General features: G+C 53.8%; 13 protein-coding genes and 1 tRNA gene. 2 read left to right on the top strand and 12 right to left on the bottom strand.

Features of this window, described 5'->3' with window-relative positions:
• Window positions 1-291 precede the first annotated feature (291 nt).
• The 5 genes from ACW55A_RS00380 to ACW55A_RS00400 form a co-directional block, all read right to left on the bottom strand.
• Complete coding sequence (locus tag ACW55A_RS00380) at window positions 292-588, bottom strand: helix-turn-helix domain-containing protein (RefSeq protein ID WP_024670095.1); 297 nt, start codon at window positions 586-588, stop codon at window positions 292-294.
• Complete coding sequence (locus tag ACW55A_RS00385) at window positions 589-858, bottom strand: helix-turn-helix transcriptional regulator (protein WP_024650047.1); 270 nt, start codon at window positions 856-858, stop codon at window positions 589-591.
• A gap of 111 nt (window positions 859-969) precedes the next feature.
• Window positions 970-1,974, bottom strand: a complete 1,005-nt coding sequence (locus ACW55A_RS00390) for a hypothetical protein (protein WP_498810258.1) — start codon at window positions 1,972-1,974, stop codon at window positions 970-972.
• 84 nt (window positions 1,975-2,058) lie between these two features.
• Window positions 2,059-3,300 (bottom strand): tyrosine-type recombinase/integrase, encoded by a 1,242-nt coding sequence (locus tag ACW55A_RS00395; RefSeq protein ID WP_498810260.1) that lies wholly within the window; start codon window positions 3,298-3,300, stop codon window positions 2,059-2,061.
• 167 nt (window positions 3,301-3,467) lie between these two features.
• A tRNA-Met gene (locus ACW55A_RS00400) sits at window positions 3,468-3,544 on the bottom strand.
• A gap of 677 nt (window positions 3,545-4,221) precedes the next feature.
• Between ACW55A_RS00400 and ACW55A_RS00405 the strand changes: the two genes are divergently transcribed.
• Together ACW55A_RS00405 and ACW55A_RS00410 are read left to right on the top strand one after the other, a co-directional pair.
• Window positions 4,222-6,279 (top strand): methyl-accepting chemotaxis protein, encoded by a 2,058-nt coding sequence (locus tag ACW55A_RS00405; protein ID WP_058396844.1) that lies wholly within the window; start codon window positions 4,222-4,224, stop codon window positions 6,277-6,279.
• Window positions 6,280-6,454: 175 nt separating this feature from the next.
• Window positions 6,455-7,456, top strand: coding sequence for a glycosyltransferase family 2 protein (locus ACW55A_RS00410; RefSeq protein ID WP_080480122.1), 1,002 nt, complete (start codon window positions 6,455-6,457; stop codon window positions 7,454-7,456).
• A 74-nt stretch (window positions 7,457-7,530) separates the two neighbouring features.
• Here the strand turns inward: ACW55A_RS00410 and ACW55A_RS00415 are convergent, their stop codons facing one another.
• The 7 genes from ACW55A_RS00415 to ACW55A_RS00445 all read right to left on the bottom strand — a co-directional run bounded on the left by ACW55A_RS00415 (window position 7,531) and on the right by ACW55A_RS00445 (window position 15,120).
• Window positions 7,531-9,105 (bottom strand): hypothetical protein, encoded by a 1,575-nt coding sequence (locus ACW55A_RS00415; RefSeq protein WP_161428589.1) that lies wholly within the window; start codon window positions 9,103-9,105, stop codon window positions 7,531-7,533.
• 52 nt (window positions 9,106-9,157) lie between these two features.
• The gene (locus ACW55A_RS00420; protein ID WP_054080637.1) at window positions 9,158-9,637 is read right to left on the bottom strand and encodes a hypothetical protein; all 480 of its coding nucleotides are present in this window, start codon (window positions 9,635-9,637) and stop codon (window positions 9,158-9,160) included.
• A gap of 194 nt (window positions 9,638-9,831) precedes the next feature.
• Window positions 9,832-10,233, bottom strand: a complete 402-nt coding sequence (locus tag ACW55A_RS00425) for a GtrA family protein (RefSeq protein WP_003365666.1) — start codon at window positions 10,231-10,233, stop codon at window positions 9,832-9,834.
• Between the two features lie 7 nt (window positions 10,234-10,240).
• Window positions 10,241-11,191, bottom strand: coding sequence for a WxcM-like domain-containing protein (locus ACW55A_RS00430; RefSeq protein WP_498810264.1), 951 nt, complete (start codon window positions 11,189-11,191; stop codon window positions 10,241-10,243).
• Window positions 11,178-12,122, bottom strand: a complete 945-nt coding sequence (locus ACW55A_RS00435; protein ID WP_498810266.1) for a glycosyltransferase family 2 protein — start codon at window positions 12,120-12,122, stop codon at window positions 11,178-11,180. The genes ACW55A_RS00430 and ACW55A_RS00435 overlap by 14 nt, the downstream gene beginning before the upstream one ends.
• 2 nt (window positions 12,123-12,124) lie before the next feature.
• Window positions 12,125-13,228, bottom strand: a complete 1,104-nt coding sequence (locus ACW55A_RS00440) for a DegT/DnrJ/EryC1/StrS family aminotransferase (protein ID WP_003365660.1) — start codon at window positions 13,226-13,228, stop codon at window positions 12,125-12,127.
• 14 nt (window positions 13,229-13,242) lie between these two features.
• Window positions 13,243-15,120: a glycosyltransferase family 39 protein gene (locus ACW55A_RS00445; protein WP_498810267.1), complete on the bottom strand. Its 1,878-nt coding sequence runs from the start codon at window positions 15,118-15,120 to the stop codon at window positions 13,243-13,245.
• Window positions 15,121-15,161 lie beyond the last annotated feature (41 nt).

The raw sequence follows: 15,161 nt of genomic DNA on the forward strand, positions 1-15,161 counted from the left end.
GCAATCGTAATGGGGGCGCTGTTGCGCCTGAAATCGTTCGACCCGCCAAGGTCGTTGTCAGCAATGTGACGGGAAGGACAATAACCGCGGAAGCGCTTACGTGCAATCTCAGTTATCGACCGCCGGTCGCTAATCATGAATGATGATGTCATTTTGATAGTGTCTCGGCCAGCAGCGCTCCGGCACTCATCTCTGAGTCGAGAGGGCGCAGTTTGACTATTTGGCAATGGGGGATCTGTGACACTGCGAGAACAACAGCGAGGCAGATGCAGTAGAGCCAGTCGAAGGGATTCACGCGGCGGACCTCGGTTCGGACATCAACGTATACAAGGCAACACCACGATGGGTGCGCCCCCATTCATCAGTGAGGACTATCCGGGCTGTGTCGATCCGATACCCGGCGTTGCGCAGGTCGCAAATGCGCGCGCCTGGTCGGCAGATATTCAGCTCGCGCATTGCGGTGAAGGTGTCAATCGACCCCAAGCGAAGACGCTGTATAAACCGTGCGTTCTGAGCATTGATGCTGGTATTCTTGATTTGAGATATTTCGAGGCGGGCCTGTTGGTCGGCCTTTTTTTTGTCTGTCATTTATGCAGCCTCCCCGCGCAGCGCGATGCGCTGGCGAACCCATGCCTGTACTTCTGCCAGCACAAAACCTACTGGCGAGCCACGCGACTTGCTGTTGCTCAGAGGCACAGGCCGGGGGAAGGTCGGATCGTCTTTGAGGCGTTTGTACACTGTGGGGCGGGCGAGACCGGTGATAGCCTCTAGATCCGGCATGCGAATCAGGGTGATTGCCGGATCGAAGTTCTGGGCCGAGGTAGCAGGGCCTTGTTTCGGGGTGTGAATGCTTTGCATGGCGTGTTCCCGTTATTTCTGTAGATGACGGGAGACAGATTGCTGAAAAGCCAAAATCAAAAAAAAATGCCAGGCGTATTGGGTATAGGGTTATCCATAACGGAAACATGGTTATCCGTTACGGATAGGTGGTTTTCTGCTCCGGCCACCTTTTCTTGCATATGCGGGTGCGACTGGCTTGATCCACTCTTTCAGACGCTCGCTAGTATCAGGCAGAGCCATATGAAGTCCTATGTCCACAAGGCATCGATAAACGGTGACGGCCATGTCTCCGATTCTAATGGACTGATTTACGTCTTCATTCCAACGCGACTCAGCGAAGCTCAGAGCCTTCTCCATAGCCTGCTCTTTAAGCCGGTTGATTTCATTCAACCCTTTCATGCGGCTATCTTTCTTTGCGAGCGCATCTGCGCGCTCTTGTTGAACAACATTTGAATGGGACAAAACCAATGCATACTGAATGTGCTTCGTAGCCAGAACGAGTCGCATACCCGCGTCCATCATCGTATGACGTTGTCGGTGTACAGCTCGGCGCGCTTTATCTAAATCGCTTTGTTCCCTGACAATCCCAGGCATGGCAGTTTCGAGCATATCTTCGATGTATCCACTTTCGGCCAATGCCTTTCGGTCGTCAGCAAACGGAGGTGTTGATGCGCAATCAAGTGCAAGCTGGAATTCCTCTAGCGCATACACCGCCCAGAGCTGAGTCTCAGAAAAAGTATTTCCAGTGGAAAGCTCCATTTTTTTTGGGGTGAACATTTTTAGAAGTTCGTACTGCCGGTTCTCTCTCATGTATTTAGCTGTGACGTCGTAGTCGTCGGCGTCCCGCCCCGGTAACGCATCCTCAAGGTAAGCGCGGTACTGCTCTCCAGCATCATCGATGAAGCTGATAATGCTCCGGCGAATTTCGGCGACCTCACCTGTGGTGAGATCTTTTAGAAGCTCGACAATGTCTTGGTAGACGATGCCGAAGCCCATGCCGTCAGGACAGAAATAATATGGGCTGAAAGGGTCGTAGTCGTTGTATGGCGTCCCTTCGGGTCTCGGGTCAAACCTAATCATGTAGTGAAGCCGATCCTCAAAAATTACCGGCTCGGAATCTTCTAGATATCTCACACAAAACTCCTATTGATTTGGCGACCTAGTGCCAGTTTGTCCTTTCAGGCTCTCGGCCGTCGCCCTGTTCCAGAAAGGCGCGCATCAGGCCCTCTGGCCGAAGGCACCTTGAATAATCACGCCTCCAGCCAGGCCATCAAGGTGATCCGCATACCACTGCATCATGGTCGTGCGCTGGGCTAGGTACTGCGCCTTGTTGTAAACGCCACGGACACCCTGAGGCTTGTGGCTGAGCTGCGCCTCGATATGGTCGGCCGTGAAGCCGTGTTCATTGAGCGTGGTGCTCGCAATATGGCGAAAGCCGTGGCCAGTCTGGCGGCCTTCATAGCCGATCCGGCGCAGTGCCATCAGGAATACGGTGTCACTGCGCGGTTTGGTTCGGTCGCTGCGTCCGGGGAAGAGCAGGGGGTACGCGCCGGTGATAGGGCGTAGCTCTTCCAACAACTCAATGGCCTGACGGCAAAGCGGCACCAGGTGCTCTCGACCTTTTTTGCGGCCCTTGCGCTCAACTGGGATGGTCCACAGCTTCTTTTCCAGATCGAACTCGGACCACTGTGCCTCGCGCAGCTCGCTAGGACGCACCGCCAGTAGGGTGAGCAGTCTCAGACCCAGCTGCACGTCTTTGGCATGCGGGTATGACTGGATCGCGCGAAGAAGGGCGGGCAGCTCTTCGGCTGAGACGTGGGCGTAGTTTTCGGCTTTGCCGCTGGAAAGGAATTTGTGAACTCCCTCCAGTGGGTTGTTCACGGCACGGCCGGTCACGCGAGCCAGATCGTAGACATCCTTGCAATAAGCGCGCACTCGGCTCATCTGCTCAAGAATGCCTTGTTGCTCCAAACCCCGGAGCAGCTCCATCCACTCCATTGACAGGATGCCGGTGTACCGGCGCCGGCCGAAGGTGGGAAACACATGGCGTTCAAGTGCTCCCATGATCCGCTTGGCCGTGCCTGCATCCCAGCCGCCGATGCGCGAGGCCTGCCATTCACGTGCCAGCGTCTCGAACGTATCGTTTGCTGCTTGGGCTTCAGCCGCTTTGCGCGCCTGCTTGGTCACCATCGGGTTTCGGCCTTCGGCCGTATCGGCGCGAAGATCTGCAGCCTTTGCTCTGGCCGATGCGCCGCTGACCTCGGGGTATCCGCCCAGCCCCAGCCAGGACCACTTGCCGTCTGCTTTTTTGTAACGCAGTTGCCAGGATTTTTGCCCGTCAGGTTTCACTCGAAAGTACAGGCCATTGGCGTCGAGTTCGCGGTACTCCTTCAAGTCCGGCTCAAGGCCTGCAAGAGCGGTGTCGGAGAGCGGTCGGCGCTTGATTTCGGACCGTTTCACGGTTTGTATCCCTTCGGTTCAACTATTTTCAAAGGATACACGCTGGGATACACGGTGGGTAGATATAGGGGGATACAAGGAGAGATAGCCAGAAATAAGAAAGCCCGCACGAGGCGGGCTTCTTGGGGTTGTTTATAGACAGATGTAGACGTCTGTAAACAGGTACTTGGTGGCTACACAGGGACTTGAACCCCGGACCCCAGCATTATGAATGCTATGCTCTAACCAACTGAGCTATGTAGCCAAGTGGCGCGCATTATTCTCGGAGAACGCATATGTGTCAAGCGTTGTTGTGAAAAATAATTGCGTGCGATCAACCGGTTAGGTGGCAGCGCTTGTCGGAACGTCTTTCCGGGCGCTTACCGGAACAGGGTGTCGAGTTTCTTCAGGTCATCGAATAGCACTCGGCCATCTCCCTTCGCTCCCTGAGTCAGGCCTTAGCGCCGTTGTCCGTTCGCGCTCATCGGCATCCTGTTCACGGTCCGGGTGCAGCGCGCTGGCCAGCTTGCGGCTTTTTTGGCTTCTGTGAGCCTTGCGCCTGCTAGGCCTGCTAGGCCTGCTTACCGAGCATCGGAATCAACTCTTCGATCCACATCTTTTCGCGGCTTGCTGAAATCGCGAGCCACTGCTGCAAAAGCTTGCGCCTGGTTTCGAGCTTTTACGGGATGAGAAAATGACTGCCGTAAAGCGCTTTTCCCGTCGGCTGGGCGGTCCGGTTCTTGCTTGGTTGTGCCTGATAGCTCGTTTGAGAAGCTTTTTGACGCCAAAAACAACGAATGGCGACACTTTGCGTACCAATCTGAGGCGACGCGTATCGTCATTGAAACAATAACATGGCATTTTGCTGCTAGTGTTTTTCCAACAAAAGGCATCGCCTCTGTTTGTGCAGATCTGGCAGGTGTTCACGGGGAGTCGCAGGACATGAACAGTCTTTTGTCACCAGGCATGCGCCTGATGGGACATTTTGGTTTTGCTCGCAAGTTTCAGGTCTTGTTCCTGCTGTTCATGTTGCCGCTGGCGGGCAGCGCGTGGGTCATCACCAAGGAGTACAGCAACAAGCTCGATGTCATTTCCGGGGAGCAATCCGGCGTGCGTCAGTTGCTGGCGCTCGACGATCTGAACATCGAGCTGTCCGCCCAGCGCGATCATGCCGCACGCTGGAAAGCCGCCGATATCCTGCGCGAGCCGACCCCGGCAGCGAAGGCGGCGATGGCCAACGTCGATGCGGGGATCCCTCGCATTGCCAAGGCGCTGGAAGGCGTTCAGGCCGCATTGGTCGAGGAAAAGGCGCCTGTCGATACCATGAACCGGTTCAAGACGCTTCAAGCCGCTGTCACCGGTCTGGACACGGCATCATTGCGCACAGTGGGCTGGTGGCCTGATGGCTATGACCGATTCACTACGGTGCTGAACTTGGTCCAGGCGCTGCGCGAGCAGATCGCGATGGACAGCGGTTTGATTCTCGACCCCTGGCTTGAAACCTACATGCTCATGCAGCTCTCCACCCAGCAAGTGCCGGACCTGATCGAGCGTATCGGCCGTCTGTCGAGTGTCGGGCAGACGTCGGTGGCATCGGGTCAGTTCAGTCTTCAGAGCCGTCTGCAAATGCGTGATCTGCGCGGTCGCATCGATGACTCCAAGGATCAGATGCAAAAGGCTGCCGGCCTGCTGCTGTCCAAGCTTCCCGAGCAGTTGCAGCCTTGGGCGGACAAGTACGCTGCAGTAATACAAGTGCTGGAGACACAGCTTAAGGTCATTGATGACGGTGTTTTCGGCGGCAGCATCAAGCTCAAGCCTGAAGAGTTCGAAAAGAGCATCGACACCCTGACCGGCAGCACGGCAGATTTGCGCAGGCAATCGCTTGACGCGCTCAATGGGCGTCTCGATTACTACCACGAGAGCTCCAACACCGAGTTCATCCCGATGGCAGTGATCTTCTGTGTCCTGGTGATCATGGCAATCTATCTGTTCGCCTGTCTGCAATCCTCGATCCGTAATAGCGCCAAAGGCATCACCACGCTGGCTGAGTCCATGCGTGACGGCAATCTGTGTGTGGAAGTGGCTGTGCAGGGCCGTGACGAGCTTGCTGCCATCAGCCGCGCGCTGAATGTCGCGGTGGTGCAACTGCGTACCAGCCTGCTGGGCGTCAATCAGGAAACGGTTCGCGTCGGCGATGCGGTGCTGACGCTGAATGCCCAGTCCAGCGGAACGCTGAGCGAGGTCGAAGACCAGCAACAACAGATCAGTCAGATCGCCGCAGCAGCCACCGAGCTGGCCGCCACCTCCCAAGGCGTGGCCAGAAGCTGTGAGCAGGCATCGGAAAGCGCTCGGCAGACGCGTCAGATTGCTCAGCAAAGCAGTCAGGACAGCCAGCGCACCACTGACAGTATCCAGCAACTCAATCAGCGGCTGACCGAAACTGCCGCCGCGCTGGGTCGGGTCAGCGAGCAGGGTCAGCAGATTCAATCGGTGGTGGATGCCATTCGCGGCATCGCCGAACAAACCAACCTGCTGGCCCTCAACGCAGCCATCGAGGCGGCACGCGCCGGTGAACAAGGGCGCGGGTTCGCGGTGGTTGCCGATGAAGTGCGCAGCCTGTCCCAGCGTACCCAGGCCTCGACCGCCCAGATCGCCGGCACGGTCGACAGCTTGCGCTCCACCGTGACGCAGGCGGTCAACCTGATGGAAGCGGCCTGCGGGCAAGCCGTCAACGATGCGCAGTCGGTGACCGGGCTGGGCGTCCGCCTGGGCGAAATCGCCACGGCAGTGCAGGGTGTGACCGATACGCTGGCGCAGATATCGACCGCCGTGGAAGAACAGGCGTCGACCGCTGATGAAGTGAGCAGCAACATCCAGCAGGTCGATCAGGCCGCAGGGCGTTTGCTGCAAGGTGCCCGCGCAGTCAATCAGGCGGCGGATACCTTGAGTCAGGGCAGTCGGGCGTTGAATGACAATACGGCGCGGTTCCGGTTGGGATAACTGGGTAGTTTGCCGCATCAGAACGAAGAGCCGGCGTGGTGAAAACCGCCGGTTTCTCCGTTTTAGTGGGGGGACGTATAAAAGTTGGATCAACGGATAGGCATTCAATCATTTGATAACTGACGGGAGTCGATACAAGGCGTAAAATGCGCGGTTTTTGCAGGCGAAAGGTTTCTTGAGAACGCAGCTCACCGAAAAACACAGGGCGGACGGTGCCAACCCGCTACGGCGTCGAGGTTTATCCGAGGCGTCAGGTCGCCCTCGCGTCGCCATTTTGATGTGCACGTACAATGGGGCTGCGTATCTTCGTGAGCAGCTCGAATCGTTTTTTGCTCAGACCTTTCGCAATTGGGTTCTTTATGTTTCCGACGATGCATCGACTGATGACACCGTTGACATACTGTCCGACTACCAGGCCCGCTGGGGGCGCGAGCGGCTGGTCATTTTCAGCGGGCCTTGCAAGGGCTTTGCGGAGAACTTTGTCTCGCTGGTTCAACGCCCTGAAATAGACGCCGACTATTTTGCGTTCAGTGATCAGGATGACGTCTGGTTCAGTGACAAGCTGGAGAGAAGCGTGGGGCGCCTTGAGCTATTGAAGCCCGATACGCCGGCGCTTTACTGCTCCAGAACCCGGTTGGTCGATGCAGACTTGAAGGTAATTGGGGTTTCTCCGCTGTTCAAAAAAACGCCCTCTTTTAAAAACGCCCTGGTTCAGAGCCTGGCAGGCGCCAATACCATGCTGATCAATCAGGCGACCCGTGGTTTGTTGGCCAAATTGCCTGAACACGCTCCTCTGATCGCGCATGACTGGCTCACCTATCTTCTGGTGACCGGATGCGGCGGTCAGGTGTTCTATGACGCCGACCCCTGCCTCTACTATCGCCAACACCACGGAAACCTGATCGGCGCCAATGCGAGCACTCGAGAAAGGCTGATACGATTTCGAAAGATGCTTTCAGGGCGATTTGCCGAGTGGAACGATGCCAACGTGGCGATCCTCAAGGATATGGAGTGTGTGCTCACCGAGGAAAGTCGGCACGTGCTGGGTTACTTTGAAAGCGGTCGCAGGCAGCGGTTGTTCAAACGTGTGTTCACGCTTCGAAAAGCGGGGATCTACCGGCAGACTGTACAGGGCAATTTGAGCCTGATCCTGGCGGTGTGCCTAGACAGAGTGTGAGGGAGAGCAACAAGTCCCCCTCAACCGTTACGAACATTTAATGCAAGCGGAACGAGTTTCGGCGTTTACGTAAATCAGTGAGCCTCTGTTTTATCAGGTGCCTTGTATATCTGATAAGCCGCGTTAGGTGAGTTCGTGACCGCTTCAAAATGGGTGTGAATGTATTCTTCAATCCAACGATGCGAATTGGAGAATCTGAGTTCTTCTCGTCCATCCATCGCCATGTTGAAGACTAATGCGAAACCGGGATCAGCCTTCTTTATGCGTTGAATTTCAGCTCGTTGAAAAGCCTCGCTTCGAGGCGAGAGTGCGTAAATTTCCCAGAGCGGCGCATTGCGCCCCAGCAAGGGATAAGCTCCCGGCCAGAAAGGTAACACCAGTACGCTTCTGCCCGCTGGAGCATAGCGATTGGTCAGATCCCTCAGAAGATGTACCGCTTCAGCCGTGCTGGGGTCCATGGATAGGTTCGAACCGGACACCTCTACCGAGGTCCATCCGTCTTGGGTGCGAGCAAGGACCCCGGGTTGCCAAGCGGCAAGAATGAATAAACTGACGACACTCGTAAGTATGGCCAGTGCCCACTTTAAAGTTTCTGAGTGAAGTGTCCCTAGAGTAATAAAGATACCCAAGAGTAAAGGGTATATTCCCTGTGCGAGATGCCCCACGTCTGCTCGAGCGAAAGCATAGTGAGCATAAGGCAGCGTTGCGCAGGCAACGGCCACAAGTTCTGGAGGCACAGCGCGCCCCTTGATTCGCTCTTTGAATACCCACGCCAGTGCACCACTTCCAAATACTATCAACCCCATGAAGCACAGCCCGATCAGGAACCATCTTGTTTCGATGACGACTCCGGCAGTACCAAAACCCACCGTCCAGGGCCAAGGTATCGGAAGAGGTAAGTTCGTATTACCCTGCTCAAGCATGAAGACAATCGTATCGATGAACGCTGTAAAGTAGCCTGGTGTAAAAAGGCACATGGCTAATACGGGAAGATAGCCAACTGCTACACCTGCGGCCCAAGCCACAATGTCCGTCAAACGGTTATCGGGCGTCGGTGATTTAATTGCCAGCCAACCCACGGCTATCAGACTTGCAACAGCGGCATACACACCGTGGTTACGGCCGAATACGGCAGCGATGCCGACGATGACGCCGAGAAAAAAGTAACGTTTCGTGTTAGGGCTCAACAGCAGATAAGTCAGGCTGGCGACTACGATCATCGAGAGGGACATGTCAATGATCTTATGCCGCGGATACATCCAGGCCATGAGGGTGATAGCCGCGATGCACAGATAAGCAAGTCTTCTTGTCGTGTTAGATCTTAGCGCGATGGAAATTGTCCAGAGCCCTGCATAGACACCTAGCAGTTGAAACACTGCAACGGCTGCACGCAGGGCTACGATGCCTGTGTCACCCATAAGCGCAAAGAATCCCGCGGACCAGTAGTAGCGACCTGGGTCATAGGCCATGAAATCTCGAACTGGTACTTCTCCTTTGATGATCTGTTGAGCGCCGTACCACAGGTAGCCTTCATCCCAAAGGTTAAATCCATCATGGCCCTGCCACAGAAAATTCCCCACGACAAAAGTAGCCGATATCAATAGCAGCATAAAGCTGTTTAGGGTTCGCTCTTTTGTTGCATTGTCCATAGTTTTCGGCCTTGAAGGTATAGCTGTCGTAAGGAGGCGAAGTGCTTTCTGGTTATTTGATGACGAGCAAGACTTTAGATTGACATAGGCTAGACGAGTTTTCTCCAGGTATTTCTAAAACCACGCTGTAGCCGCCTGATTCAAATGAAGACAGGTCTGCTTTGAATGAGAATCCGGACTTCAGAAGCTTGTCGTTTTTGAATGCCTTTACCAAATCGGGACGATCAATAATGACCGGGTCTTTGAACGTGTCGGGAGCGCCTTTGTAGCCCGTCAGGCGGAGCCTGATTTCTTTGGGGGCTTCATTTTTTATTGGGTCGAAGGCCCACCCATTAAACTCAACCACTTCTCGATTGACGTAGATGCTCGCCCCTGTTTTTCCCGCGATCGAATCAATATTGCATTTGTCGAATGAATAGTGAGTGACTTTGGCATTTGGCAAGCTTGATGCATTATCCGGTTTCTTATCACACCCAGAGATGATGGCTGATAGGAGGGTAAGAAAACAGATGGCCGTAAGGGTTTTGTACATGGTTTTTCCTTAGATATTGGTTTATAAACGAGCCAACTTTTTACACATCTCGAATCCTGAACGGCCAATCCAAAGCAGTTGGTGCTTCTCCCTTGGGCATTGGCATCACTGTAGACGCATCAAGGTTTTATAGGGTTGCACGCTCTTCAAGGTGAAATACAGAGTGTGTGGGATCTACGTTTAGAAGACTTGCACTACCGTGACGCAGGTCCGGCCGAAAAGGCAAGTTTTGAAAGGATAAACGTAACGGGAAGTGTCAGTGCTATTGCTGCCAATGGTGCCAACCTTGCATCCAGTTTAAGTTGTTCAACCCAACACCAAAGTATGGCCAAGCTCAAGCAATACTGGAAAGCGTATATAAGCGGCAATAAAATGACTGAGCGCAGTCCCTGATGGCTCTTGAATACAAAAAACCGATTCATGATGTAGGCTAGTAATATTCCAGACACATAAGAAATCGTATAGCTTATGTTGTAGGATAGGAACATTAACAGAACGAGGTAGAGTCCGTAGGTCAGGGCGGTGTTGAAACCGCCTGACATCAGGAATCGGGCAAAATCCTGTTTTAAGAATTTTGAAACAGCCTGATTCATCATCGTGCCATTATTCAGCGTTTGCGATCAGGGATTTGAATTCTTCGTAGTTACGAATGTAGTCCCCGGCATCATAGTAATGCGACGCAAATACCAACAGCACGGCGTCCTGAGAATAGCGATACTGAATACCCCACGTCATCGGCGGCAGGTGGATGCCCTGATTCGGCTTGTCGAGAATAAACTCTTCACGATTGACACCATCATCCGCTACAACATGAACCGAGCCCTTCACGGCAACCAGGAACTGGTGACAGATACGGTGTGCGTGCTCGCCTCGAGTCTCGGCGGTCGGTACGTCGTAGACCAAGAAGTAACGTTCGGACTTGAAGGGTACCGAACGCTCGAATTCGCCCGCCGACAAGCTACCGCGAATATCCGCGACTTCATTCATGGTGTGCAGGGTAACGTTCTTCACCGACGTGGCGGTTACTCCTGGTGCGGCTTTTTCCGGGTGCGTCTCGCTACTGGCGTTGACAGGCTTGGCGTCCACGTAACCAATGATCTTGGCCGGGTTACCTACGACTATAGCGTTAGGCGGCACAGAGCGGGTAACGACGGCACCTGCGCCGACCATGGCGTTGATGCCGATGGTGATACCCGGAAGAATCGTGCAGTTAGCACCCAGTGAGGCGCCTTTTCTGATGATGGTACGCGCGAAACTCTGTGGATAGACTTTGCTGCGTGGGAACAGGTCATTGGTAAATGTGGCGTTAGGACCGATGAAGACATCGTCTTCAATGGTAATGCCGTCCCATACCTGTACACCGCATTTCAGCGTCACCCGATCGCCGATGATAACGTCATTCTCGATGAAGACGTTGTCACAGACGTTGCATTCACTACCGAGGCTTGCGCCTGGCAGGATATGTGCGAACGCCCATACCCGCGAATCTTTGCCGATATTCTCGGACTCGCACAGCGCATGGCTGTGAACAAAGAAATCCTTACCGCTGCTCATGTGTTTCTCCAAATCCCTCGATCCGCATCGGGATGGCCAAGGGCCTATTCTTTGTATTTTCGTAAGTGCGCCATGCATAAGAGCCGACGATGCCCAATCCCAGCAGGTTCAAACAGCCGAGGAATGTGATGGCCAGCATGATCATTGCGTAGCCGGGTACTTCAATTCTGCCTTCGAGCTTGGCGATCAGTGTGAACACACCGAACAGCGCTGCAAATGTAGAGCCGAACGCGCCGACGCGGGTCAATATACGTATAGGCATATCCGTGAAGGAGAATACGCTGTCCATCAGGTAATTGACTTTTTTACGCAGTGTCCACGCAGACGTACCGTGAACCCGTTCCTGCCGGGTATAGGTAACTACCTCGCGGCGATAGCCCATCCAGAATATCTGCGCGATGAGAGAGCTGTGACGCTCTTCAAGGGTCAGCAGAGTATCCCGAAAAGCCTTGTTGCAGGCGAACATATCGACGCCGCCTGGCGGGATTTCAGGAATGACATAGCGACGATAAAATCCCCAGAAAATCTTTGAAGCCGTACGTGTTGCCCATGGGTCCTGACGACCCTCACGTACACCAACCACAACGTCGATATCGCCGCGCATCAGTACCGTGTTCATTTCCAGAACCAGTTCCGGCGGCTCCTGAAGATCTGCAGCCATTACCGCAAAACGGTCGCCACTGCCATGCTGCAGACCCGTACGGATCGCCATGAATGATCCAAAGTTTCTGGACAGCAGAATCAGCTTGGACTTGAACGATTGTGACGGCAGTTGTTCCCTGAGTATTTCGTAACAGCGATCAGGGCTGCCGTCCACAACGAACACGACCTCCAGGTCGTGTCCGAGCTGCTCATCAAGCGCCGTCACAGCAACGAGCAAGTCGGGCAGATTGCTCTCATTACGATAGACGGGAATGACCAACGTCAGCAAAATCATATCTCCTTGGAAAAGTGCGCAGTGACCGCAGCGATGACGCGATCAACCTCGTCGTCACTGAGGCCTGGGAAGCAGGGCAGGGAGATGACGGTATCACATGTACGCTCGGTTACGTCCAGAGCCACGGAAGGGGCTGCCGAGTAAGCCGGCTGCTTATGGTCGGCAATCGGGTAGTGGATATCTGTGCTGATGGACTTCTCTTTAAGCGCAGCGGCAAGTGCAGTTCTGTCTTTCGCACGAATCACATACAAGTGTGCAACGTAGTCTTCCGACACCGAGCATGGAAGTTCAATGTCCAGACCGGCAAACGCTTCGTTGTAACGCTTGGCGATGGAGCGGCGCTGCTCGTTCCAGGTGTCCAGATGAGGCAACTTGACGCGCAAGATTGCAGCTTGCATCTCGTCGAGCCGGCTATTGCGACCGCCCGGGATGGCAATGCGGTACTTCTGGTCCCAGCCATACTGGCGAAGCTGGCGAATGCGTGCTGCCAGAGCGTCATCCCCGGTAACCACTGCGCCACCGTCACCTAACGCGCCCAGATTCTTGGTGGGGTAAAAGCTGAAGCAGGCTATGGTGCCAAAGCTACCCGCTTGCTTGCCACTGCGTCGTGCGCCGTGCGACTGAGCGCAGTCTTCAAGAACGGGAATACCTGCTGCGGAAGCGATTTGTACGATCTCTTCGATATTCGCCAACTGACCGTACAGATGCGTAACGATGATGGCCGCCGGCTTTTCCTTGGCAATCACGGTTTCCAGAGAGTTTTTGCAAAGGGTCAATGTTGCAGGATCGACATCTGCGTAAACAGGCACTGCGCCTACTGCGTGGATGGCAGTGCTGCCATAGAAGCCGGCGTTCGCTACGGCGACTACGCGGTCACCGACGACGATGCCCAAGCCCTTGAGTGCAAGCTCCAGTGCGTCGGAGCCGTTGGCCACGCTAATGCAGTGTTGCACACCGACATACGCTGCGAACTCTTCTTCGAAAAGCTTTACCTCATTACCCAAGACGTACCAGTGGCTGTCCAGAACAGCCTTTAAAGGCGTGGTGAAGTCGAGTCCGGCGTTGGCTTTGGTAGCTGAGAAAAGGGGAATATTTTCCATTGGAATTTCCATAATCAGTAAGACGAACGACTGATGAACTCGCACACATCAGGCATGGCGAAAACTTTGAAGGTTGAGCTGACAGTATAAAGTTTCAAATCACATTTGTCGGGGCTTGACAAAGCAGGAACAGTGCCTTCATAGCCGCTGCGAAGGGCAGACTTGTTGCCCAACGCTGCAGCGACATCCGGTCGCTTGCCCTCGACTCTGAATGCGCCCACAATTTTTCCAGCTTCTACAGCAATGATGTACTCAGGCAAGCCGTCTGTCTGTGGAGGAACACTCCATCCCCTAAGTATCCAGCCTTCTGAAGTTTTGCGAACTTCGTCGAGGGTGCCCATTGCGCGGACCTGTTCCAAGGGGGCTTTCAGGAAAAACTCCCCATTATTCAACGACAGCCGGTTTGCCAACTGCGCTGCACTGAGGCTGTCGGTAGCCGGTTTTCTGGACGCATTACTTTCTATAACAGCTTCGGTCACTGACTTTCCGATGGCCGATTTTTGGATGTTGCTCGAGCTAAGCGTGTTTTCTTTCCAAGCCGCCATATTTGTCCAGGCCATCCATATCACCACTGCGATGAGGCACTTCACGTGAAACTGGCTTAACCTGGCATTTCTAACAGACGAAGTAGCGTTTCTGGCACGAGCTCTGCTCATGGTTGCAAAAGCAATGAGCAGCGTCAGAAAAGGAATTGTCACGAACAGATATCGACCTTGCGGTTGAGGCAAGGAGTTCTGAGAGGCCAGCATACTGAGCAAAATAATTGACGGGAACAGACCCAGTATCATGATCAGCGGCAGCAGAAAATTCAGAAGAAATATCGGCTTGCTATCACGTGAATAAATACGAGCTGTCTGTATCGTTGCCATGATGACAATCGAGATGAACAATACTGCCGCGCCCATGTAATAGGTCGATGGTAAAAATATATTCATCCAGCCAGTGGTCGAAAAGTAGCTAGTCAATGTGAGGTTGAGCCACGGAATGACATTCTCCATGTTTAACAGATGCCCCGAGCACCGGATATAACAGGTCCCAAAGCCTGCAGCAGGGTTATTTTTATGCAGTGCAACAAAGTCGATCTGCCCGGAGATTCCGGAGATCTCCCCAAATTTAAGATAGGTAACAAGCAGCATGGGCAGTGAAACAATTACGGCAGCTGTTAGCATCGGCACAACGCGCTGTTTCAGAATTTTGTCTCTGAAAAAATGCTGCGCAGCGAGCATCACCACGACGAAAACCAAGGCAGGCAGCAAGTACAACTTCGCTAGAAACATCAGCCCTATCGCGCCGCCTAGCCATACGGCGGTCAATTTATTCGGTGCTTTCAGAAAACCCAGCAGCGCACTGATAAGCAGTGCAACGCTCATCAGTCCGTAGGCGTCACTGTTGAAATAAGAAAAAACAAAGGAGACCTGCGGTATCAGTGAGATGATCAGCGCTGCAAGGGCAGCTGCTTTTTTCGACATGCCTGCCCGGTTTGCGATACGAAACAAGGCGCAGATAAATACTGCGCCCAGTATCCAGTTAAAGCATCTTGCAGCTAGATAGCCCAGATCGCTCGGTAACATCCAGCTCAAGCTGTATGAACTGATCAGTGCACCAATGACGTGCGGGAATGGCAGACCGTGATACCAGAACTCACCTGGTTGCCAAGTGTATCCCGATGTACTACCTGTAAACGCTTGAGTCGGCGCACTGGCTGCTGGCAGGGAATGGAACGATTTCAGGTATTCCAGCAAAAAAAAGTGCGTTGACTCATCAGGTGCGCCATTAAAGGCAATTCCCGCCGACCAAACCGACAGAAGGATGAAATAGGTAGTGGCCAGCACTCGTTGGTAACGAGTGCTGGACCAGCCTGTTTGATGATCTGAATGATTAGTTTGAAACACGGGTGACCCTTAAGGCTGCAGAAAATGTCACAGCGCTGTAT

The sequence above is a fragment of the Plantibacter cousiniae (nom. nud.) genome (assembly GCF_977070315.1).

What these genes read in the sequence shown, in the direction of transcription:
- ACW55A_RS00405 (WP_058396844.1), top strand. Translation starts at nt 4,222, where the DNA reads ATGAACAGTCTTTTGTCACCAGGCATGCGCCTGATGGGACATTTTGGT.
- ACW55A_RS00415 (WP_161428589.1), bottom strand. Translation starts at nt 9,105, where the DNA reads ATGGACAATGCAACAAAAGAGCGAACCCTAAACAGCTTTATGCTGCTA.
- ACW55A_RS00385 (WP_024650047.1), bottom strand. Translation starts at nt 858, where the DNA reads ATGCAAAGCATTCACACCCCGAAACAAGGCCCTGCTACCTCGGCCCAG.
- ACW55A_RS00440 (WP_003365660.1), bottom strand. Translation starts at nt 13,228, where the DNA reads ATGGAAAATATTCCCCTTTTCTCAGCTACCAAAGCCAACGCCGGACTC.
- ACW55A_RS00420 (WP_054080637.1), bottom strand. Translation starts at nt 9,637, where the DNA reads ATGTACAAAACCCTTACGGCCATCTGTTTTCTTACCCTCCTATCAGCC.
- ACW55A_RS00425 (WP_003365666.1), bottom strand. Translation starts at nt 10,233, where the DNA reads ATGATGAATCAGGCTGTTTCAAAATTCTTAAAACAGGATTTTGCCCGA.
- ACW55A_RS00380 (WP_024670095.1), bottom strand. Translation starts at nt 588, where the DNA reads ATGACAGACAAAAAAAAGGCCGACCAACAGGCCCGCCTCGAAATATCT.
- ACW55A_RS00430 (WP_498810264.1), bottom strand. Translation starts at nt 11,191, where the DNA reads ATGAGCAGCGGTAAGGATTTCTTTGTTCACAGCCATGCGCTGTGCGAG.